The following is a 20,949-nucleotide window of genomic DNA, read 5'->3' as shown; positions in this document are numbered from 1 at the left end:
CATGAATTGCCTCTACCTATGGCATAAAATGGCAATATGGCAAAAAAGAATAAAAATAACTCTAAAGGATGGAAATCATTCCACAAGACTTTACGGAAGTCTGTATCGATATTTCGCTACGGAATCAAGGCTTTAGGACTAGTTTGGACTACTAGCCGAGTTTTAACTGTGGTGATCGCTATTTTCACGATCATGAGTGGGCTATTACCAGCAGCGATCGCCTATGTGGGCAAGTTGATTGTTGATAGCGTCGTGTTGGCTTCGCGGAGTGGATTGTTAAGCGATCGCAATTTGGCATTGAGTTATGTCGGATTTGAAGCGATTTTAATTGTGATTTTGGCGGCGGCGCAAAAGGGATTGACCGTATCTCAATCATTGCTGCGCGTGCTACTTGGGCAAAGAGTGAACGTCTTGATTTTAGAAAAAGCGCTCACCCTCGATCTCGCTCATTTTGAGGATTCAGAATTTTATGACAAGATGTCTCAGGCGCGATCGCAAGCTTCCAGTCGTCCACTATCGCTGATCAGTCGCATCTTTGGTTTAGGTCAATCAGCGCTGACTCTATTGACCTTTAGCGGCTTGTTACTCAACTTTTCAGTTTGGGCAGTGATCGTTTTAGTTTTAGCGGCAATTCCCTCTTTTATCGCTGAAACCAAGTTCTCGGAGCATTCATTCCGACTGTTCAAATGGCGATCGCCTGAAACTCGGCAACAGCATTATCTAGAGACTTTACTGGCGCGAGAAGATTATGCCAAGGAAGTCCAGCTTTATCAATTAGGTGGAATGCTGTTGCAGCGTTATCGCGATATTTTTGATCGCCTATTTGACGAAGATCGCAATCTTACTATTCAAAAGGGATTTTGGGGATATCTGTTGGGATTGCTGAGTACGGGCGCGTTTTATGCTGCCTACGCATGGATTGTGATGGAGGCGATCGCAGGCAAGATCAGCTTAGGGGAAATGACAATGTATTTAGTCGTATTCCGTCAAGGTCAGTCTACTTTTGCATCAGCGCTAACCTCCATCGGTGGCATGTATGAGGACAATCTCTATTTAGCCAATCTCTACGAATTTCTCGAACAGCCAATTCCCAAATCTGATGGGAGGATTACCAGAGGGCTTGAGCCTGATGGCATCAGATTTGAAAATGTGTCTTTTTGCTATCCTGAAAGCCAAGAACCAGTTTTAAAGGATATTTCACTGCATCTGCAACATGGCGAAAAACTAGCGATCGTTGGTGAAAATGGCTCTGGCAAAACTACATTAATTAAACTCCTGACTCGGTTATACGTGCCTACGAGCGGTCAGATTTTACTAGATGGTGTGGACTTGAATGATTGGGATATCGATGTTTTGCGAAAGAGAATTGGTGTAATCTTTCAGAACTTTGTGCAGTATCAATTTACCGTGGGAGAGAACGTCGGTGTCGGCGATGTCGAACGGCTAAATGAATATCAAGAATGGGAAGTTGCCACCGAGAAAGGCATGGCAAAACCATTTATTAACAATATGCCGCAGAAATTTGGAACGCAGTTAGGTAGATGGTTTAAGGGTGGTCAAGAACTATCGGGTGGTCAATGGCAAAAAATTGCTCTGTCAAGAGCTTTTATGCGATCGCAAGCGGATATTCTCGTCCTCGATGAACCAACTGCGGCAATGGATGCGGAGGCAGAGATGAATATTTTCAATCATTTCCGTTCGCTCACCAAGGATCAGATGGTAGTTCTCATTTCCCATCGTTTTTCCACTGTCCGCATGGCGGATAAAATCATCGTGATGGCTGATGGCAGAATTATCGAGCAAGGCAGTCATGAGCAGTTATTAGCTACCGATGGACGCTATGCCCATCTTTTTTCTCTGCAAGCAGCAGGCTACAAATGACGATTATGCAATTATCCAAAAGCGATCGCGGGGCCTGTGGGGACAATACGAGATGGATTGAGTTCAGGTAAACCCGCATAATAGAGGTGCTTTACATGGTCGATACTGCAAACGGATTGAGCCTCACCATATTGGTATAACTCGCGGCAATAGTTCCATAGATTTGGGAAATCTACTAAGCGCTTAACATTGCACTTAAATAGCCCATAATAAGCCAAGTCAAATCGAAATAGAGTCGTAAATAAACACCAATCTGCGAGGGTTATTTGCGTGCCACACAAATATCTTTGTTGTCCGAGGATAGCCTCATACTTTTCTAAGGCTTGAAACAACTCAGTGACAGCTTCATCATAGGCTGCTTGAGAAGTGGCGAATCCACAGCGATATACGCCATTATTGATTGGCTGGTAGATATCATCGAGAATGCGATCAACCGCTTCGCGCAGATGTGGCGGATAAAAATCGATGTTTTGAAATTCTGAATCTAAGAATTCGTTGAATTCAGAATTAAACATTTGGATGATTTGCCGCGATTCATTATTGACAATCTGATTGGTCTGCTTATCCCACAATACAGGCACTGTCACCCTTCCCGTGTAGGTTGGACTAGACTTGACATATACTTGCCATAAATAATCGGCGTGATTGACAGTATCGCGAATAGAGCCTGTATAGTCGGAAAATTGCCAGCCTTGCTCGCTAATCACGGGATCGACTATCGATAGACTGATGATATTCTCTAATCCCTTTAACTTCCATAGCAATACCGTGCGATGCGCCCAAGGACATCCCAAGGAAATGTAGAGATGATAGCGTCCAGATTCTGCCTTAAAGCCACTGGAGCCATCTGCGGTAATCCACTGATGAAACTGCGTGGACATACGCTGAAATTGTCCCTTCTCATTGCGTTCTGTCCATTCTGTTGTCCATGTACCATTGACTAATTGACCAAGTGCCATTTTATTTACTACTAAATTTTATTTGGATTTTATTGAACTCACCTTACGCAGAAGGTTATAAGACCCTCACCCCTAGCCCCTCTCCCAAAGGGGGAGAGGGGAAAAGAAAAATTCAAAACCACCTCTTGCTCCCCTTCTCCCAGAACGGGAGAAGGGGAGAAGGGGATGAGGGCAGATTTTCTATCAGCGTAAGGTGAGTTATTGAAGTGCTTGCAAAGCAAGCACTTCAACTCGTGAATGCGTAAGCTGCCATACTAAAAACGCCATAGATATAGCTACTATGTAGTTGCTTCCCTTTCGCACCTCCTGCTCCCATCGCCACAAATAAAGGCATGAGATGCTCATCCGTCGGATGGTTTTCTTTAGCATAGGGAGCGCGTTGTCGGTATTGCAGTAACGCTTCCTGATTGCCTTCAGCAATATTTTGGGCAAGCCATTGATCAAAAACGCGCACCCAATCGGGAGGTTCGGCATTATAAGACTCACCAAAAGCATACATATTGTGGGTGGCGCTACCACTACCGATAATCAACACACCCTCATGGCGTAAAGGTTCTAGAGCTTTGCCTATTTGCCAATGATGGAGGGGATCGCGATAGTACTGAATCGATAGCTGCGTCACGGGAATTTCGGCGGCTGGATAGGCAAGAAACAAAGGAGTCCAAGCGCCATGATCCAATCCTCTTGTGGGATGTGTTTCGCAGGGAATGCCTGCTTGCGTCAGTAATGTAACTACGCGATCGCTAAGTTCTGGCGATCCCAAGACAGGATAGCTCAGTTCGTACAGTTGACTAGGAAATCCTGAAAAGTCATAGATAGTTCTGGGATGAGTCGCAGCGCTCACCATTGGGGGATCAGAGTGCCAATGTGCTGAGATCACCAAAATCGCTTTGGGTTTAGGAAATTGCTGATGTAGCGATCGCAAAAAATCACTAACAGCACCATCTCGAATCGGTAAATCTGGCGCACCGTGGGATAAGAAAATTGCAGGTAAGCTGTCCATATATATGTTTTATATAGAATAGTTCTAACTAGAACTATATTCACAGAATAGTTCCTGTAGTTTAGGTTGTCAATAGCTCAGAAAGATGAGTTGCTGAGCGAAGCGAAGCAACTCATCTTTAAAAAGCCTGTCTAAGACGACTGAGTAAAACCTTGAGTAACTCTAGTTCTGAAGGTTCAAGTTTCTCGAACCGTTCTTTAATATGAGCAATATGGACTGGAAAGACCTGCTCGAAAACCTCTTGTCCTTTTTGGGTTAATTGCACGTTCACACAGCGACGATTATCTAAAGGCGTTTCTCTGGTTACTAATTCTTTTTGGATCAGGCGATCGATCACCCCAGTCAAAGTCCCCTTAGTAATTAAAGTTTTTTCGCCTAACTCTCCCATGTTCATGCCATTGGTATTACCGAGGGAGGCAATGACATCAAACTGAGCAGGCGTGAGATCAAATTGGCGGATATGGGTTTCGGAGCAAGCTGACAATGCTTGATAGGTTCTGACTAATTCGCGCATTGTGGGGATAAAGGTTTCTTGGGCAGCTTGGACAGCTTTATTTTGAGTTGAGGTCATTTAATCATCATTAGAACTATTTTGATTAGTAATATTATAGTTAAGGAATGGCAGCGCGATGCGCTGCCATTCTTGATTGCTAAAGCTAGCTCGAAATATGGATAAATAATATCGATCTATAGAAGTCTTGGATTAGAACCTTAGACTAATTAAGTAGTTCAGCATCGTTAAACCCCAAAAACCAGAGCTTGTGTCGCCCGCGTAGCGGGCGGCACAAGCAGGGTTTTAGTTTATTTATGCTGAACTACTTAGTAGTAGCGTATGAAAGCAAGATAAGATGCAAGATTTCAATTGGAAAAAGCTGCAAAATGGCTCAGATATTCGTGGCGTAGCGATCGCAGGCGTACCCAATGAAGATGTAAACCTAACTCCTGCCATTGCCAAAATCCTCGGACAATCTTTTGCGATTTGGCTATCTCAGAAACTAAACAAACCTACCTCAGACCTACTAATTTCCGTAGGGCGCGATAGTCGGCTATCGGGCGCAGAGTTAATGCAAGCAGTCATGGAAGGAATTAATTCCCTCGGTAGTCAAGTCTATGACTTTGCGATCGCATCGACACCAGCGATGTTTATGAGTACGATTACCGATGGCTTTAACTGTGATGGCGCGATTATGCTCACGGCAAGTCATTTACCCTTCAATCGCAACGGCTTAAAGTTTTTTACCGCCCAAGGAGGACTCGAAAAAAAAGATATTACGGATATTCTAAATCTTGCAGAAAAGAATGAATTTGCGATTTCCACTTCTCAAGGCAAAATTACTGAGCATGATTTTATCTCAGTCTATGCAAATCAATTTGTCACCAAAGTCCGTGAAGCAGTCAGTCATCCTGACCATTACGAACAACCACTTCAGGGATTAAAAATCATCGTCGATGCAGGTAATGGTGCTGGTGGATTTTATGCTAGTAAAGTCTTAGAGCCTCTCGGTGCAGATATTACGGGCAGTCAATTTCTCGATCCCGATGGCACATTTCCGAACCATGTTCCCAATCCTGAAGACAAAGTTGCTATGGCTTCTATTTGCGAAGCCGTAATTAAGCATCAAGCGGACTTTGGCATTATTTTTGATACTGATGTCGATCGCAGCGCAGCAGTCGATCAATTTGGCAAAGAGCTTAATCGTAATCGCTTGATTGCCCTTATTTCTGCGATCGTCCTCAAGGAGCATCCCAACTCAACGATTGTCACTGATTCCATAACTTCTGATGGACTGACTAAATTTATTGAGCAGGATTTGCAAGGCGTACATCATCGATTCAAACGTGGTTACAAAAATGTGATTAATGAATCCATGCGCCTCAATCAATCAGGGCAAGAGTCTTGGCTAGCGATCGAGACTTCTGGACATGGCGCGATGAAAGAAAACTATTTTCTTGATGATGGCGCTTATTTAGTCAGTAAGCTTTTGATTGAATTAGCCAAGTCAAAACTAGCAGGAAAATCTCTCACTGATTTAATTGCCAACTTACAAGAACCCATCGAGAGTGAAGAGTTTCGCATCAAAATGCTTGTGGAGGATTTTAAAGCTTTAGGCGATCGCGTAATTAGCGATTTAACAACATTTGCCTCAACCCAAACTGACTGGAAAATTGTACCTAACAATTATGAAGGCATCCGCATTTCCTGTACTTCTGACGATGAGCATGGTTGGTTTCTACTCAGACTCTCATTGCATGATCCCGTCATGCCCCTGAATATTGAATCTAATGTCCAAGGCGGTGTTACAAAGATTGCCAAAAGGTTATTAGAATTCTTCCAACCTATGGAAGGGCTGGATATTTCTGCGCTTTCTCATTAAAACAAGAAGCGGCGCATTGCACCGCTTCTTGTTTATAACAGACTTGTTGAAAATAATCCGCCAATGCAGACCATGCTGATCGCCCACATCGGCGATCGCAACCAAGGCAAGTCAAGAATATAAAACAAACTAAATAAAAATCTCGCTGCTAAAAAAACAAATACATAGAGCGAAGTTTGATCGGAAGCGACATTACTAACATAGGTAGTAAGAGCCGCCGCTACGAATAAGGCAAATACTTCAAAGGAGTTTTGGTGCGCCCATGTGGCACGTTTGGCATAGTCTGGCAAGCGATCAAACATTGCTCTGGGTGCATTTACGTCATAACCAACACTCAACCGCCCGTAGGCAACAAGAATATAAGGCAAATACACCAGTCCCGCCGCGATCGCAATACCGTATAACAATATCTGTGATGAAGAAAAAGTCAAATTCATTGTGGGTTTGATCAAGCAATTTAAAACTTCTTCCATTTTAAGGCTATAAGCCTTGAATCGCAGAACCATTACCGCTTTGTCTATGTCAAAACAAAAAAATGGCGGCGGCGCTTCGCGCCGCCGCCATTTTTTTGTATAGTAAAGGAGTTTCTTTAGGGTATCCCGTGATGAGTACTGATGCAGAACGATCGCTGTTGAATAGTCTCCAAGCCTATGTGAATCGTTTTGACACCTCGAATTCTCCTGAAGATCTCCTTGCGATCGCGAGTTCGATTTTGACCTTTCAACAAAAACAAGGAAGTAGCATCAAGATCGAGCCTAATCAAGCTGAAGCTTTAATTCAGCAAGTAGTCAATCAGTTTCAATCAGAACCTCTATCTCCTGTTATTGATGCAACTATTGATACAGCTACTGACACATTGGTACAAGAAGTAAACCAATGGCGGCGGTCGTTGGAACATCAAGTACTCAACACCCTGAATGCTTATGCTCGAAAGGTTCATCCCAATCAAATACAGAATTTACTACCAGAGACAATTTTATCTATTCTCCCGTTAGTTGAGAGCGCCCAACTGCGTAAATCAGATGCTGCATCTTTAATTCGGCAGGTAGAATCAAAATTTAATTGGAATAGCGCATTAGCACAGGTAATTGATCCAAAATTCCTAGCGATCGCTGACAAATTGGTACAGTTATCAAAGTTTGGCGACTTAAAGAACCAGCTACAAGAATCACTCTTAGGTAATCAAGACTTAATCAATAACACTCTTGAGAATGTAACCGAATCTTTTGTAGAACGTGAACTAGCTAAAATACTTGGCAGTAATACCCTACATATGGATATTGACATTGATGCTCAGAAACTAATGGTCAAGCAGGTAACGCTCAAGCTTAATGTTTTGCATTCTTCGGCAACACCTTCAAAAAGTAATGAGGAAATTGCTACCCAAATGGATGCCGAAATTGATCGTTTTAAGGCATCTCGACCACTTCCATTTCGTTTATTTTAGTATGTATAGCAATGCAATTAAAACCACAAAGACAAGTGGCGGCGCTTCGCGCCGCCACTTGTCTTTGTGGTTTTAATTGCTATATACTCCTTAAATTATGTCTCCAGTTCAATTTGTAATCCGTCCTGCAACTATTGCGGACACATCAGCTATTTTTTCGCTGATTTTGGCACTTGCTGACTATGAAAAGCTCACTGATAAAGTGACTGGCAATATCGAATCTTTGCAAACAGATCTGTTTGGTGATAACTCTTGTATAGAAGCGATCGTGGCGGAGATAGAGCCCAATCAAATTGTAGGATTTGCTCTGTTTTTCACCAGCTATTCCACCTTCCTCACCCGTCGAGGCATCTATTTAGAAGATTTATTTGTACTGTCTGAATATCGTGGTCAGGGTATTGGCAAAGCGCTCATCTCTAATCTTGCTCAAATTGCTGTATCTAGAGGTTATGGTCGCTTTGAGTGGTCAGTTTTAGATTGGAATGAACCTGCGATCGCTTTTTATACTCGTATTGGTGCAGATATTCTTCCAGATTGGCGCATTTGTAGAGTTACAGGGGATGCGTTAGAGCATCTTGCTAACAACTAACAAAGGCGGCGCAAAGCGCCGCCTTTGTTTACACCACAAGAGTTTTTGAGAAAGTTAGGACTTACGCAGTAGCCTTGCACTCAAGTGCAGGCTAAAAGCTCAAACCCGTTGAAACGGGTTAATTTAAACTGTTCTGTAGTCCACTTCAGTGGACTTGAGCTTTTAGCCAAGAACTTGAGTTCTTGGATGATTTGCTTTCTCAAAACTCTTGGTTTGGGTTTGAGCGCAAAGCGCTTTAACAATCACGATTTGATGTTATTCCATTGGGCATCACTGTCCTACAAAGCTTTGCATTGGCTAATTGTGCTTCCGATATAGTGGCGCTGGTGAGGTCAGCTTCAGTAAGGTCAGTTTTATCCAAAATAGCGTTGGAAAAGTTAGCTAATAACATTTTGGTGTGCTTGAAGTTGACATACCTCAGATTCGCTCCCCTCAAGTTAGCGCGACTCAAATTAGAGAAAGTGATACTCGCACCTACTAAATTTGCGTCACTGAGATCAGAGGCTAGTAAATAGGTATAGTCTAATTTGCTAACTGGAAGATAAGCTCCAGTCAAATCACAAACTTGGCAGTTTTTAGTAGTTTGTAATTGAACAACTTGACTAGGATTCAAAGCCCATGCTGGCAAAGGAAACAAAAATAAAATGAGTAGCACGATCGCCAAAAAGATGCGGTATTTCATATCTAAAGATCTCTATATTTACATCTATTAACAAATCCAATTTTTGATGGCGCGGCGAAACTGCACCATCAAAAACGGCGAAGCCCTAAAAACATTATCATCTAATCAATTGTCACAATCACAGGAGTGTGATCACTGGGCTGAGTAAGTTTGCGGGGTTCTATATCAATCACACAGGCTGTAGCTCTCTCATATAGAGACTCTGTTAAGAAATGGTAATCAATTCGCCAGCCACGATTGCGTTGAAAACCTCCAGAACGATAATCCCACCAGCTATAGTAACCGCCAGCAGCTTCAAATTTCCGAAATATATCTTTAAAGCCAAGATTTAAGACTTCAGCAAGAGCTTCTCGCTCAATATCCGTAGACATCACCTTGTTTTCGCGTCCCTTAGGATCGTAAATATCTAGATCAGCGATCGCCACATTAAAATCGCCACAAATTAGCACATTGGCATTTTGATCTAGCAAGGCTTGCAAATATGCTTTTAATAGCTTTAGCCAACGCAATTTATATTCATATTTCTCACTTCCCACCTCTGAGCCATTGGGGACATACATATTCACGATCTGGACATCGCCACATTTGGCAGTGATGAGACGTTTCTGCTCATCTAAACTGGGATCATCAATTTCGCCTAATACCGCCGCAAAACCTGTTTGGATATCCTGTAAAGGCGATCGTGAGATCAGGGCTACACCGTTATAGGATTTTTGACCATAAATGTAGGTTTGATAGCCTAAATCTGTAAATGGAGTGTGTGGGAAGTCTGTGTCGATTACCTTAGTTTCTTGTAAGCACAACACATCAACATCAGGATTTGCTTGCAACCAATCACAAACATGGGTGATTCTGGTGCGAACTGAGTTGACATTCCAAGTGGCAATTTTCATGAAATTTATATATCAAATTCTTATGTGAGATCAAATGGTTTGAGAGAGTGCGCCCCTTGGGGGCGCACTCTCTCAAACCATTTAGGATTGCTATAACAACATAAACATTATGGTTCATGTCACAATTTAAACAGTAATTTATATTTTCTAAATTTTGAGTTTGCCTAGCATGATTTCCCATACCAACATTGCCGAACTAATTCGCACCGCTTTACCTAATGCCAAAGTACAAGTTGAAGATCCTAATCATGATGGTCAACACTTTGCGGCGATCGTCGTTGCTGAGCAATTTGAGGGCTTATCCATGATTAAGCAACACAAACTCGTCTATGGGGCAATCCAAGAGCATCTCGATACTGGTGCAATTCACGCATTGCAACTAAAAACCTATAGCTTATCTCAATGGGAAAGTATGCAGGTTCAGGTTAACTAATCGAAAGTTGCGGCGCAAAGCGCCGCCAGCAATTCTCATTATGAAACCGATTTAGGTGTTTCCAGCGCCGAAGGCGCTGGAAACACCTAAATCGGTTTTTTGAAAGCCCGCCGTCGGCGGGCTTTCAAAAAACCGATTTTTATAATGAGAATTGCTGAAGCGCCGCAACTTTCGATTGGGTTTTACAGCGTTTTTGGTATATTGGAAACTGCAAGAATACAAGCCCCGAAAAATATCAGAATATAGTGGATATACTGCGATCGCTTCCTATCGGACTCTACCTTGAACAACCGATCACATGGTTACATCGACTCGATCCACGCATCAAACTGTTTGGACTACTCACTTTTTTACTAACGCCCATTCAAGCTAATGAGCTTTGGCGCGTAGCGATCGCCGTTTTATTGATCCTCCTCACCTTAGCTTCACAAATTCCAATGCGAGTTTGGAAACAGCAAATGGGAATTTTGCTATTACTTGCCTTTATGACCTTAGCGATCGCCACCATTTCCCCTGATGGTTTTAATGTCACTGTTCAGCCTCGTCGCCCAATCCCTGACGTAAATATCACCGCTAGCCAAGCTCAAAACACGCCATCACTAACGATCAAACTTCCTCAACCAACACCCTATAGTTATGTAGTTTGGAAGGCTGGCAGCATTACGATTACCCGCAAATCTCTGGATTTAGGTGTGCGGGTCTGCACATTAATTTTCACCTATCTCTACGCACCAACTCTATTTTTGCTAGTCACGGCTCCCGAAGAAATTACAGCCGCGATCGCCGCAATTTTTGCTCCATTAAAATACCTTAAGGTTCCTGTTGTTGAAATTGTCCTGACGCTGACCCTTGCACTGCGCTTTGTACCCTTAGTTTTAGAAGAAGTTCAAAACCTTGGTCGAGCCATGCGAACCCGTTCGATTAATTGGAAAAGACTGGGTTTTAAGCGCACTACTCAAATTTGGCTAATCCTTGCAGAGCGACTGATAGACAATCTGTTCATCCGCGCTGCACAGACAGCAAGCGCTATGCAAGTACGGGGCTTTACAACTCCTAATACTCACGTTGTCGTTTGGAATCCTCTCAAATTCTTTCTTCGCGATATCGTACTACTAGTTTTCTTAGTCGCAATGTGGGGTGTCAGAATTTACTATGGCAATGAGTTCTAAAACGAAGAGAATTGCAAAGAAATTCTCTTCGTTTTATTCTACGCGATAGCCAAGATCTGATAGTTGAAACCTTGATGAGCGCCACTTAGGTTGAACTTTAACAAACATTTCCAAATGCACAGAACCCATAATCATCTTCTGCATTTGCAATCTTGCCTGAGTCCCAATCTCCTTCAGCATTTGCCCCTTCTTGCCAATGAGAATTCCCTTTTGTGAATCTCGTTCTACATGAATTGTTGCCATTACCCTTGTAATTTTCGGCTGTTCGTCCACTTGATCAATACTGATCGCCACAGAATGCGGAATCTCTTCGCGAGTAAGCAAGAGAATCTGTTCACGAATTAGCTCACCCATAATAAATCGCTCAGGCTGATCGGTGACTAAATCAGGGGGATAGTAATATGGTCCAAGGGGCAAGCGATCGCACATCATTGTTTGCAAAGCTTCTAATCCTTCCCCCGTGACCGATGAGAACTTAGCAACTTGCCAACCATGCTCCTCAGCAAAGCTCTCATAACCCGTAAAGGTATCCCCCGAATCATCATTAAGAATATCAATTTTATTGATACCCAAAATTGTCGGAACGTTGCTCTGTAAGATTGTTTCGGCAACAAAGCGATCGCCTGTTCCCATGCGATCGCTACCATCAACCAGCAAAACTGTCATATCCACTGAAGAGATCGCACCGATCGCATTTTTGACAATGGTTTGACCGAGTAAATGGTGAGGTTTATGAATTCCAGGAGTATCGACAAGAACGATTTGCGCTTCAGGCAAAGTCAAAATTCCCCGTAGACGATTGCGTGTAGTTTGGGCAACAGGCGAAGTGATCGCAATTTTTTGACCGATGAGGGCGTTGAGCAGCGTAGACTTGCCGACATTTGGTCGTCCTACTAATGCGACAAAGCCCGATTTAAAACCTTCGCCCGATTCTGGAATCATGATTATTTGCGATCGCTGTATTGAGATAAGAGATGATTATACCCTGCCATAAATGTAGACATGGGTATCCCTTCTTATTTATCGAGGCGGACTACATACCATTGCCATGTACCGCGATCGCCACAGTCGAGATCACAAGCAGTTTTAATCAAGCGCTGGACTTGCTCGTTAATTGTGGGGAGATTTTGTAAATCGGTGGGGAGATCTTGATGCTCGATCTCAACGAGCAGATCATGCAAGATTTTTTCTAATTCTGGCTGAGTGACAAACTGCTCTTGCATGTCTGGAGGCAGCACTACATAAGTGTCTTCGTAGTACATCATGCTGCTTGGCATATGGTTTCTCAGCTTGTGAATTTTTTTGTTTAAGAGTATAAAAAGAGCGTAAAAGTGGCGCTATGCACCGCCTATACTCGGTTAAAATTTTAGCATGACGAATGTATTGCCTTTTGAACAACCTATTGATCCTATAGATTCTGTAAATCCTGTAGATTCTGCCGAACTAGAGTTTGAAGAGTCTTTTGAGCTTGAGGAAAACTTTGAACCTGAGCTACTGTCCTTGTCTATGGATGGGTTTGAGCAGCCAGAACTTCCGATCGCCAAAAACCTCAAGCAAAAAGTAGAGGCGGTTTTGTATCTCAAGGGACAACCGATGAACTTGGCGGCGATCGCTGAGGCTTTGGGGTGTGAGATTGAAGATGCAGAGATGGGACTGATTGACTTAATTACTGAATATGCCCATCGAGACAGTGCTTTAGAAATTGTGGAAACCGATGTGGGCTTTTCTCTAAGACTGCGATCGGAGTTTGGGGATTTAGTCCATAAATTGATCCCTGTAGATTTGGGGCGTGGTGCTTTGCGGACTTTGGCGGCGATCGCCCTCAAAAAAAATATCGTCCAGTCAGAGTTGATTGAGTTACGCGGTGCGGGAGCTTATCAGCACGTTCAGGAGTTAGTCGAGCAGGGATTTGTCAGAAAGAAAAGGCAAGCAGATGGAGGGCGATCGTCGGTTTTGCAGGTAACCACCAAGTTTCATCAATATTTTGAAATCGATGATTTAACTAAATTGATTTAGTCGCATTTGATATTCATATAGTCATACTCATGTAATCTTGCCATAACTTAATTTATTGCGAGAAAAATCATGGGGTATAACAAAGGCGATAATTATGAGCAAAATATTTTCGATTTATTGACATCAAAAGGGTTAATTGCTACTGGAACATCTAGAGGTGGGGCAGGGAACTTAACAGATATAAAGTTTCTACACAATTTTCAGCAATACAATCTAGAGGTTAAGCTCGATCTTGGGGCTGATTATGGACAGAAAATGTTGCGCTGGAATGATGGAATTTGGAGTTGGTGTGTTGATGATGCAGTAACTTCGTTTTATACATCTGTTGGGGTTTTGGATATCGTCAATGCTAAAAACTTCATTCCTAATCGATATTCTATTCCCAGAGATGAAATTACCATGCATCACAAAAAGCAAGATCAAAAGGCTTTTGAAGACAAAGTGGAAATTGATATTAATAGTTTGTACGATTTTTATGGGGATAAAGATTGTTACTATATTCAAATTGGTGGCTATGGATTTTATCATCTTAAACGAGATGTCCTCTCTTTAGGTACGCCACAATTTGATTGTAAAATGAATTTGAGATTGAGAGCTAAAACTATCCATAGCAGTCCAGTTTATAAATATGGATTTTATGCAGTTTTAAAAGTAGATAAAAGGGAAAAGGTTAAAAAGTCTTGTTATGATCTCGAACAAAAAGATGGTCGTGAATTCCCACCAATTATCTGATTTTGAATTACGCTAAAGGAAGGAATTTAGTGGCAATTCATGAATTGCCACTATGGTGTAATAAAGGTTTTAAGATAGTTTTGTGTAAACCATAATTTTGATATGTTATCCAACTTAAAACAATGCAAGCTGATTAGATTGTTCCATTTGATTGTCTTTCTTGGCAGATCTGTTAAAAGCATTTTCTCTATAGGAAAATGCTTTAGCTCTAATTGATTGAATGTCTTCAATGGAGTTAGTTACTTCCATATCTTTTTTCATCGAATCTAGCCTAAGAATGGACTCACCAAGAGCCTTAGCCAGAAGCGGTGGAACGGCATTACCAATTTGTCGCCACTGTTGGGTTACAGTGCCACAGAAAAAATAATTAGCTGGAAAAGATTGAATTGCGGCGGCTTCTCTAGCCGTTAAATAACGATTTTCAACTGGATGATAGTATGTGGTGCGACTAGTGTTAATTGTATTTGCACAATCGTAGCGATCTAAACGATTTAATTTAGCTTCTCTAAATCGCTCTTCATGAATACTTGACCAATCAACATCAAACCACAAGCTTTCAGGCAAATATGCTAACTGATCTTTTTCATATCTGACGCTTTTTCCTTCAGGTATATGACTAATTCTTTCTCTTTCTAAATCATTGGCTATTTGCGATCGCTTGATATCATGATTGAGGATTTCAGCATTTAATTCTAGTAAATTATCAAAAGCCCATCCAACAGTTCGAGGTAAAGGCAAATCTTGATGATCCTGCACTGAATCCTTGAATATTTTATTTGGATAAATATTTTTGACCCCAAATCGATTACCTAAAAAAATAGTCCGCCTTCTTTTTTCTGGTACACCATAATGATGTGCCGATAAAACCTTAACATCGATTGTATAACCTAAATCTGTAAAGCTTTTAATGATTGCTTTTAAGACATTTTCGTTCTTTTTTGATAACAGTCCTGTCACATTTTCAACAATGATGTAATCAGGTTCTAATGCTTCTACTATTCGCAGAAATTCAAGAAATAGAAAGTTACGTTCGTCTAGATGATCGTTTTGTCCAATTGTCGAAAAGCCTTGACAAGGTGGCCCGCCACAGATCAAGTCAACTTTTTGATGGTCGATTATTGCTTGAATTTGCTGATTAGATATCTCCCGAATATCACCTGCGATCGCCTGAGCTTGTGGATGATTATGCTGAAAAGTTTCAATAGCAGCGCGATCGTGGTCAATTCCTAGCAAGCAAGTCCAGCCAGCCATTTCTAACCCGCAAGACATTCCACCTGCACCAGAGAATAAATCGATAAATGTTTTTTTCATTCTTGTATTAAAATAGCTAATTAGCCAATTGTCAAATTACACACTTAGCTATGTTAGGATAACAGCAATCCATTTATTGCTAAGTTAAAAATGGCGCAAACACAGAGAAAGCCTGTATATGTTCTGCCAGAACATCACGATATTCTAAGACGCATTGCCTATGAGCAGCGTTGTAATCTATCGGATGTCTTGGATGCTGTGCTAGAGAATGCTGATTGGGAAGTAATTGAAAGCAATGCTAGGAATAAACCTTTGCAAAGAGCTAATGAAAGAGGTAGTTCCTATACTATTGTCAAAAGATAAATTATGAAAAGACTAGAAGTTGAAACAAGAACAATTTTACTAGCTTTGACAGGATCTAGGCTATATAGGGTTCACAATGAGAATAGCGACTATGACTACAAAGGAATCTGCATTCCCACACTGCCTTATTTTATTGGCACACAGAACTTTGAACAATTAGATAGTTTCTCTGACCCAAATTGTCTGTATTCAGCTTTGACCGATACCGATAGTAATATCTACAACATCAAAAAGTTTTGTCATTTGGCAACACTCAACAATCCCAATATTCTTGAATTGTTATGGATAGATAGAAGTGACTATCTGATTCTAACTAGATTCGGCGAATCTTTAATTGAAATCCGTGATGCTTTTTTAAGTCAAAAAGTTTTCTATAGCTATTCTGGCTATGCTCACGCCCAAATTAAAAAGGTGCAGACCCACAGAAAATGGTTACTGCGGTACAAAGAAGACCCAGATTTTTTCTCGTTGCCACCAAATCCCAAAGACTACGGACTAGAGGAAAATCCATTACGCAAAGAACAGTTAAATGCTTTTCTTGAGTTTCTCTATATTTTAATTAAGGATGCTAGCCAATATAGCGAAGTGGCTACCGAATTGCTAACCCATGTTGATTTCAAGGGTTTACTAAAGCAATATCCATTAGCGGAAGAACTACTTCCCGCAGTGCAGTACTACACGAGGTCAACCAATGAATTTATTACCTTGCTGCACAATACTCAAACCTATCGACAAGCACTACAAGAATACGAAGCTTTTCAGTCATGGCGCAAAAATCGTAATTCCAAACGTGCAGAGATTGAGGAGAAGGTGGGATATGACAGCAAACATTCTGGGCATTGCTATCGCCTCCTCAAATCTGGGATTGAGATTTTGAAGGGAGAGGGTGTGATTCCTAACCGAGAAATCACAGGTGATGCTCAATTTATCCGTCAAATCCGTAATGGTGAAGTACCCTATGACACCCTCATCGCAGAGGTCGCTAAGTTAGAACAGGAAATGGAATCAGCGATGAAAAATACCAAACTCCCTAAATATCCCGATCAAAAGCTGATCGAAGAAAAGCAAATTGAGATTATTAAGGAGTATCTTAATTTTTAACCACTCCGTTTGGTGGCGCGGTGCAGCCGCACTACCGAAAATCTGGTTCTTTGCAACACAGCCTAAAGTTGTGGGAATTAAACGTAGGATGGGTTAGCGATCGCTTAACCCATCATTGTTGACTAATTGCTGGCTATTAATTAATGCGTTACGTTGCACTAACGCATTCTACAAGAAACAATTAAAGGAATTTTATAAGGAATTTTATTTTGAGCATATTAATTCGACAAAGCACGATTATTCTGCCCGATCGCCAAACCTTAGTAGGCGATGTCTATATTCAACATGGCAAGATTACCGCGATCGCCCCTTCCCTCGATCCCACTGAGCTAAGTGCTGATGACCAGCCTTTAGAAATCATCGAAGCACAGGGTTTGACTTTGCTAGCGGGAGTCATCGATCCACAGGTGCATTTTCGAGAACCAGGGTTAGAGCATAAAGAGGATTTGCGATCGGCTAGTCATGCTTGCGCGAAGGGTGGTGTAACTAGCTTTTTAGAAATGCCGAATACGCGACCATTGACGATTACACAGGCGGCGTTGGATGACAAACTTAGTCGGGCGGCTAGCAAATGCGTAGTTAATTACGGCTTTTTTATTGGGGCGACAGGCGCAGCTTTGCCAGACTTGCTCACAGCTAATCCTACCTGTGGCATCAAAATATTTATGGGATCGATGCATGGTGATTTGTTGATCGATCAAGAGGATCTGTTAGATAAGATTTTCTCGCAGGGCGATCGCCTAATCGCAGTTCATGCTGAGGATCAAGCCAGAATTGCCCAACGCCGCATTGAATTTAGTGATAGTAAAGATCCTGCTAAGCATTCCTTAATTCAGGATAATCAAGCGGCGCTCAATGCGACGAAACTAGCCGTAAAGCTTTCTAAAAAATATCAGCGACGTTTGCATATCTTGCATATGTCCACAGGTGAAGAGGCAGAATTTTTGCGTCAAGAAAAACCTGCATGGGTCACAGCCGAAGTGACACCGCAGCATTTGCTAATGAATATTGGGGCTTACGAGAAAATTGGTTCTCTAGCGCAAATGAATCCACCCTTGCGATCGCCCCGCGATCAAGAAATATTGTGGCAAGCCCTGTTAGATGGTGTAATCGACTTTATTGCGACTGATCATGCGCCGCACACCTTAGCTGAGAAAGGACTAGCAGCCAGTGAAGATATTCAAGCTAACCAGTCGGAAAAATCTTCTAAGGAGACAGTATTGCTAGAGCCAGCTAATGTGCCATCGGGAATGCCAGGGGTGGAGACTTCTCTAGCGCTGATGTTGACGGAAGCAATGAAAGGACGTTGTACTGTGCATCAGGTCAGTGAATGGATGAGCAAAAATGTGGCTATAGGGTACAAAATCGCCAACAAAGGCGAGATTCGGATTGGTTGGGATGCTGATTTAGTATTAGTAGATCTTCTTAACTATAAACCTGTAAAAAATGAAGATTTGTTGACTAAATGTGGCTGGAGTTCCTTCGCTGGTTGGGAACTCACAGGTTGGGCTGATACTACGATTGTCGATGGTCAGGTCGTGTACGCTAATGGCAAAGTTAATCCTGATGTGCGTGGTCAAGCGTTGCAGTTTGGTTAGTAATGAGGCGGCGCTCTGCACCGCCTCATTACCAAACCCAAATAATTGAGTGGCGGCGCTCACTCAATTATTTGGGTTTGGCGACAGCTAATACCAAAACACAAAATGGCTACGCCATTTTGTGTTTTGGTATTAGCTTGTAAGGCGACAGCTATAACTGCTATAAACTATCTGGGTTTGCTTAGGGCGCAACATTATGTTTCTTCTGCGAAAAACATCGATCAGGCTATCAGTTTTTTTATTACTATCAGCGATCGTCACAGGATTATTTACCGCCTGTGGCAACTCTGGGAATAGTAATAACTTTTCTATGCCCGCGAACGATACCACCAAAGTTACCCCAACAGCCACGCCCACAAATACTGCAACGGCAACTCCTGCTCCAACTAGCGTCCCTACATCAAGTCCTAAACCTGCGATCGCTCCTAGCACTTTACCCGAACTAGAGATAAAAGAACTCGAACCTTACAAACATCGTTCGGGGATTCTGGAAATGGACGTACCGAAGGGCTGGAAGCTGATTGATAAAAGTCAAACAGGTGAGTTACTGTTGACTTGGAATGAACAGACGGGACGTGCAACAATTTCCACCAATATTTTTGTACCGCCGAGCGAAATCCCTGAGAATCGTTTGAGTGATGTTTTTGGGGTAATGATTAAGGGTATGTATGGCGATCAGACTGATTTTGAGATGCGATCGCCTGTAGTGGAGTCAAATGGGAATATTGTGATTACATGGACATCAACCGTAACAGTTAGCAATCAGAAACTTAAATTTCAAGCTAACAGTAGATTTCAGCGTCGTAATAATAAGTTTGTAATTTTAACTTTTGGGGCGATCGAGCCAAAATTTACAGAATTAAAAGATTACTTCTTCAGAATATCTAACAGTCAAGTTATAAACGCAGAACTAGCAATCCCTTAGTTCGTTTGTAGTAGCGCCCCAAAGGGGCGCTACTACAAACGAACTAAGGGGCATAATTAAAAAAAACTTTGGCGCACGCGCAGCGTGCGCCAAAGGTATTAGGGTTTTATACCAGCTACTTATGCAACTATCGATCGCTATTATTGACGCATTTACTAATCAATCATTTCGCGGTAATCCTGCCGCTACGACATTGGTTGAGCAATTTCCTGAAGATGCTCAAATGCAGCAAATTGCTGCGGAGATGAATCTATCAGAAACCGCATTTGTTAAGCCTTTAGACAAAAATTCTTCACAAAATCATTTTCAATTGCGATGGTTTACACCGACCCAAGAAGTAGCACTCTGTGGTCATGCCACCCTTGCGATCGCCCATTATTTGCGCGAACTAGACGTAATTGATCCCGAATTACCTCTCATTTTCTCCACATTGAGCGGTGACTTAACAATTAGATTTGAAGAGCAGCTAATTGTGATGGATTTTCCCGCTACTTTTTATAAAACTTGCTCAGAGAGATCGCTACAAGTATTAGCAGAAATATTCTGCGATCAACCCTATCAAGTCCAAGGACAGGCGGAAGATTACTTAACGGTATTATTAGAGTCGGAATCCGTAGTCAAAAACTTTCAGCCGCAATTTGACCTTATCGCCAAATTAGATGGGTTTGGATTTATTATTACGGCGATCGCTGATCCTGAAAGCCCCTACGACTTTGTGTCACGATTTTTTGCGCCGAAAGCAGGAATTCCTGAAGATCCAGTTACTGGCTCCGCCCATTGCAGTCTCACTCCCTATTGGGCAAATCGTCTCAGTAAAAGCAATCTCAAAGCCAAACAGTTATCAGCACGTACTGGTGAACTTCAAGTTGGCGATCGCGGTACTAGGGTTTTGCTAAAAGGTGAAGCAGTAACCTTTTTACGTGGTCAGATCAACCTCAAATAGATGAAGGCGGCGCTTTGCGCCACCTTCATCTATTTGGGTGATGTCCTAAATAAAACTTGCTTTGCTCAAGCAATCCTCAAAATCCACAGATTCAGCATGAATCGATTCCGAGAAATACCACCATAGGGATACGCGATCGCCCTCATCAACAATGATGGAGAGCATTCCTAAATCTAAGTCACGACGACAGGCGGCGATCGCTTCCTGTTGATTTACATGAACATTGATCGGCAAAAAAGTTTTTCCTAAATAATTAATTCCTTTCTCATTTCCCCACGGCGTTGAGAAATTAGTCAATTGGATTTCAGATAAGGACAGAATAATCATAACTAGCTGACACAGGACGCTCTTCACATCTCCTATGTTCAACTAATTAGCTTTAGCAAACTGTGATAGCTAAATGGTCTAGCTTGTGACAGTTTTAAGTATAAACAAGTGACTGCAATCACCTCTAATACCAAAACAGACAATGGCTAAGCCATTGTCTGTTTTAAAACCCAATAAAAGTGGCGGCGCTTCGCGCCGCCACTTTTATACCAATTCACAAAAGTGTTGCCACACTTTTGTGAATTGCAAACCAAACCCAGAG

The 20,949-nt window shown here is 42.0% G+C and carries 23 protein-coding genes; 13 read left to right on the top strand and 10 right to left on the bottom strand.

Annotated features, from left to right (window positions below):
• The first annotated feature begins 36 nt into the window (after nt 1-36).
• The gene (locus tag H6G05_RS10745; RefSeq protein WP_190578170.1) at nt 37-1,881 is read left to right on the top strand and encodes an ABC transporter ATP-binding protein; all 1,845 of its coding nucleotides are present in this window, start codon (nt 37-39) and stop codon (nt 1,879-1,881) included.
• 11 nt (nt 1,882-1,892) lie between these two features.
• Here H6G05_RS10745 and H6G05_RS10740 read toward each other — a convergent pair whose 3' ends face one another.
• The 3 genes from H6G05_RS10740 to H6G05_RS10730 all read right to left on the bottom strand — a co-directional run bounded on the left by H6G05_RS10740 (nt 1,893) and on the right by H6G05_RS10730 (nt 4,414).
• The gene (locus tag H6G05_RS10740) at nt 1,893-2,840 is read right to left on the bottom strand and encodes a glutathione S-transferase family protein (protein WP_190578169.1); all 948 of its coding nucleotides are present in this window, start codon (nt 2,838-2,840) and stop codon (nt 1,893-1,895) included.
• A 226-nt stretch (nt 2,841-3,066) separates the two neighbouring features.
• Nucleotides 3,067-3,843, bottom strand: coding sequence for a DODA-type extradiol aromatic ring-opening family dioxygenase (locus tag H6G05_RS10735; RefSeq protein WP_190578168.1), 777 nt, complete (start codon nt 3,841-3,843; stop codon nt 3,067-3,069).
• A 118-nt stretch (nt 3,844-3,961) separates the two neighbouring features.
• The gene (locus tag H6G05_RS10730) at nt 3,962-4,414 is read right to left on the bottom strand and encodes a MarR family winged helix-turn-helix transcriptional regulator (protein ID WP_190578167.1); all 453 of its coding nucleotides are present in this window, start codon (nt 4,412-4,414) and stop codon (nt 3,962-3,964) included.
• 277 nt (nt 4,415-4,691) lie between these two features.
• Here H6G05_RS10730 and H6G05_RS10725 point away from each other — a divergent pair, with 277 nt between their 5' ends.
• The gene (locus H6G05_RS10725) at nt 4,692-6,218 is read left to right on the top strand and encodes a phosphomannomutase/phosphoglucomutase (RefSeq protein WP_190578166.1); all 1,527 of its coding nucleotides are present in this window, start codon (nt 4,692-4,694) and stop codon (nt 6,216-6,218) included.
• Between the two features lie 32 nt (nt 6,219-6,250).
• Here the strand turns inward: H6G05_RS10725 and H6G05_RS10720 are convergent, their stop codons facing one another.
• Entirely contained in the window at nt 6,251-6,691 is a 441-nt protein-coding gene (locus H6G05_RS10720; protein ID WP_242025410.1) for an MAPEG family protein, read from the bottom strand.
• Between the two features lie 62 nt (nt 6,692-6,753).
• Here H6G05_RS10720 and H6G05_RS10715 point away from each other — a divergent pair, with 62 nt between their 5' ends.
• Nucleotides 6,754-7,665, top strand: coding sequence for a hypothetical protein (locus H6G05_RS10715; RefSeq protein ID WP_190578165.1), 912 nt, complete (start codon nt 6,754-6,756; stop codon nt 7,663-7,665).
• 97 nt (nt 7,666-7,762) lie between these two features.
• Nucleotides 7,763-8,254: a GNAT family N-acetyltransferase gene (locus H6G05_RS10710; protein WP_190578164.1), complete on the top strand. Its 492-nt coding sequence runs from the start codon at nt 7,763-7,765 to the stop codon at nt 8,252-8,254.
• A gap of 235 nt (nt 8,255-8,489) precedes the next feature.
• Here the strand turns inward: H6G05_RS10710 and H6G05_RS10705 are convergent, their stop codons facing one another.
• Together H6G05_RS10705 and xth are read right to left on the bottom strand one after the other, a co-directional pair.
• Nucleotides 8,490-8,936: a pentapeptide repeat-containing protein gene (locus H6G05_RS10705; RefSeq protein WP_190578163.1), complete on the bottom strand. Its 447-nt coding sequence runs from the start codon at nt 8,934-8,936 to the stop codon at nt 8,490-8,492.
• A gap of 101 nt (nt 8,937-9,037) precedes the next feature.
• The gene (gene xth / locus H6G05_RS10700) at nt 9,038-9,829 is read right to left on the bottom strand and encodes an exodeoxyribonuclease III (RefSeq protein ID WP_190578162.1); all 792 of its coding nucleotides are present in this window, start codon (nt 9,827-9,829) and stop codon (nt 9,038-9,040) included.
• Nucleotides 9,830-9,998: 169 nt separating this feature from the next.
• Between xth and H6G05_RS10695 the strand changes: the two genes are divergently transcribed.
• Both H6G05_RS10695 and H6G05_RS10690 read left to right on the top strand, forming a co-directional pair.
• Entirely contained in the window at nt 9,999-10,262 is a 264-nt protein-coding gene (locus H6G05_RS10695) for a BolA family protein (RefSeq protein ID WP_190578161.1), read from the top strand.
• Between the two features lie 245 nt (nt 10,263-10,507).
• Nucleotides 10,508-11,431 carry an energy-coupling factor transporter transmembrane component T family protein gene (locus tag H6G05_RS10690; protein WP_190578160.1) on the top strand — a complete coding sequence of 308 codons (924 nt, stop codon included), beginning with the start codon at nt 10,508-10,510 and terminating at the stop codon, nt 11,429-11,431.
• Nucleotides 11,432-11,464: 33 nt separating this feature from the next.
• On the opposite strand, the gene era is transcribed toward H6G05_RS10690, so the two are convergent.
• Nucleotides 11,465-12,373, bottom strand: a complete 909-nt coding sequence (era, locus tag H6G05_RS10685) for a GTPase Era (protein ID WP_190578159.1) — start codon at nt 12,371-12,373, stop codon at nt 11,465-11,467.
• A gap of 74 nt (nt 12,374-12,447) precedes the next feature.
• Entirely contained in the window at nt 12,448-12,708 is a 261-nt protein-coding gene (locus tag H6G05_RS10680) for a chlororespiratory reduction protein 7 (protein ID WP_190578158.1), read from the bottom strand.
• Nucleotides 12,709-12,802: 94 nt separating this feature from the next.
• On the opposite strand from H6G05_RS10680, the gene scpB reads away from it, so the two are divergent.
• Nucleotides 12,803-13,447, top strand: a complete 645-nt coding sequence (gene scpB / locus H6G05_RS10675) for an SMC-Scp complex subunit ScpB (protein WP_199310461.1) — start codon at nt 12,803-12,805, stop codon at nt 13,445-13,447.
• 69 nt (nt 13,448-13,516) lie between these two features.
• Entirely contained in the window at nt 13,517-14,179 is a 663-nt protein-coding gene (locus tag H6G05_RS10670; RefSeq protein WP_190578157.1) for a hypothetical protein, read from the top strand.
• Between the two features lie 114 nt (nt 14,180-14,293).
• Here H6G05_RS10670 and H6G05_RS10665 read toward each other — a convergent pair whose 3' ends face one another.
• Entirely contained in the window at nt 14,294-15,490 is a 1,197-nt protein-coding gene (locus tag H6G05_RS10665) for a DNA cytosine methyltransferase (RefSeq protein ID WP_190578156.1), read from the bottom strand.
• Nucleotides 15,491-15,580: 90 nt separating this feature from the next.
• On the opposite strand from H6G05_RS10665, the gene H6G05_RS10660 reads away from it, so the two are divergent.
• From H6G05_RS10660 to H6G05_RS10640, 5 genes are all read left to right on the top strand, one after another.
• Nucleotides 15,581-15,793 (top strand): hypothetical protein, encoded by a 213-nt coding sequence (locus H6G05_RS10660; protein WP_094530012.1) that lies wholly within the window; start codon nt 15,581-15,583, stop codon nt 15,791-15,793.
• Between the two features lie 3 nt (nt 15,794-15,796).
• Nucleotides 15,797-16,894 carry a nucleotidyltransferase domain-containing protein gene (locus tag H6G05_RS10655; protein WP_190578155.1) on the top strand — a complete coding sequence of 366 codons (1,098 nt, stop codon included), beginning with the start codon at nt 15,797-15,799 and terminating at the stop codon, nt 16,892-16,894.
• Between the two features lie 209 nt (nt 16,895-17,103).
• Nucleotides 17,104-18,492: a dihydroorotase gene (locus H6G05_RS10650; protein ID WP_190578154.1), complete on the top strand. Its 1,389-nt coding sequence runs from the start codon at nt 17,104-17,106 to the stop codon at nt 18,490-18,492.
• Nucleotides 18,493-18,688: 196 nt separating this feature from the next.
• Entirely contained in the window at nt 18,689-19,417 is a 729-nt protein-coding gene (locus H6G05_RS10645; RefSeq protein WP_190578153.1) for a hypothetical protein, read from the top strand.
• A gap of 121 nt (nt 19,418-19,538) precedes the next feature.
• Nucleotides 19,539-20,360, top strand: a complete 822-nt coding sequence (locus tag H6G05_RS10640) for a PhzF family phenazine biosynthesis protein (protein WP_190578152.1) — start codon at nt 19,539-19,541, stop codon at nt 20,358-20,360.
• A gap of 45 nt (nt 20,361-20,405) precedes the next feature.
• Here H6G05_RS10640 and H6G05_RS10635 read toward each other — a convergent pair whose 3' ends face one another.
• Nucleotides 20,406-20,687, bottom strand: coding sequence for a hypothetical protein (locus H6G05_RS10635; RefSeq protein ID WP_190578151.1), 282 nt, complete (start codon nt 20,685-20,687; stop codon nt 20,406-20,408).
• Nucleotides 20,688-20,949 lie beyond the last annotated feature (262 nt).

Source organism: Phormidium tenue FACHB-1050, from assembly GCF_014696925.1.
Lineage (GTDB): Bacteria > Cyanobacteriota > Cyanobacteriia > Pseudanabaenales > Pseudanabaenaceae > Pseudanabaena.
This window is presented reverse-complemented; position numbering and strand designations above follow the sequence as displayed.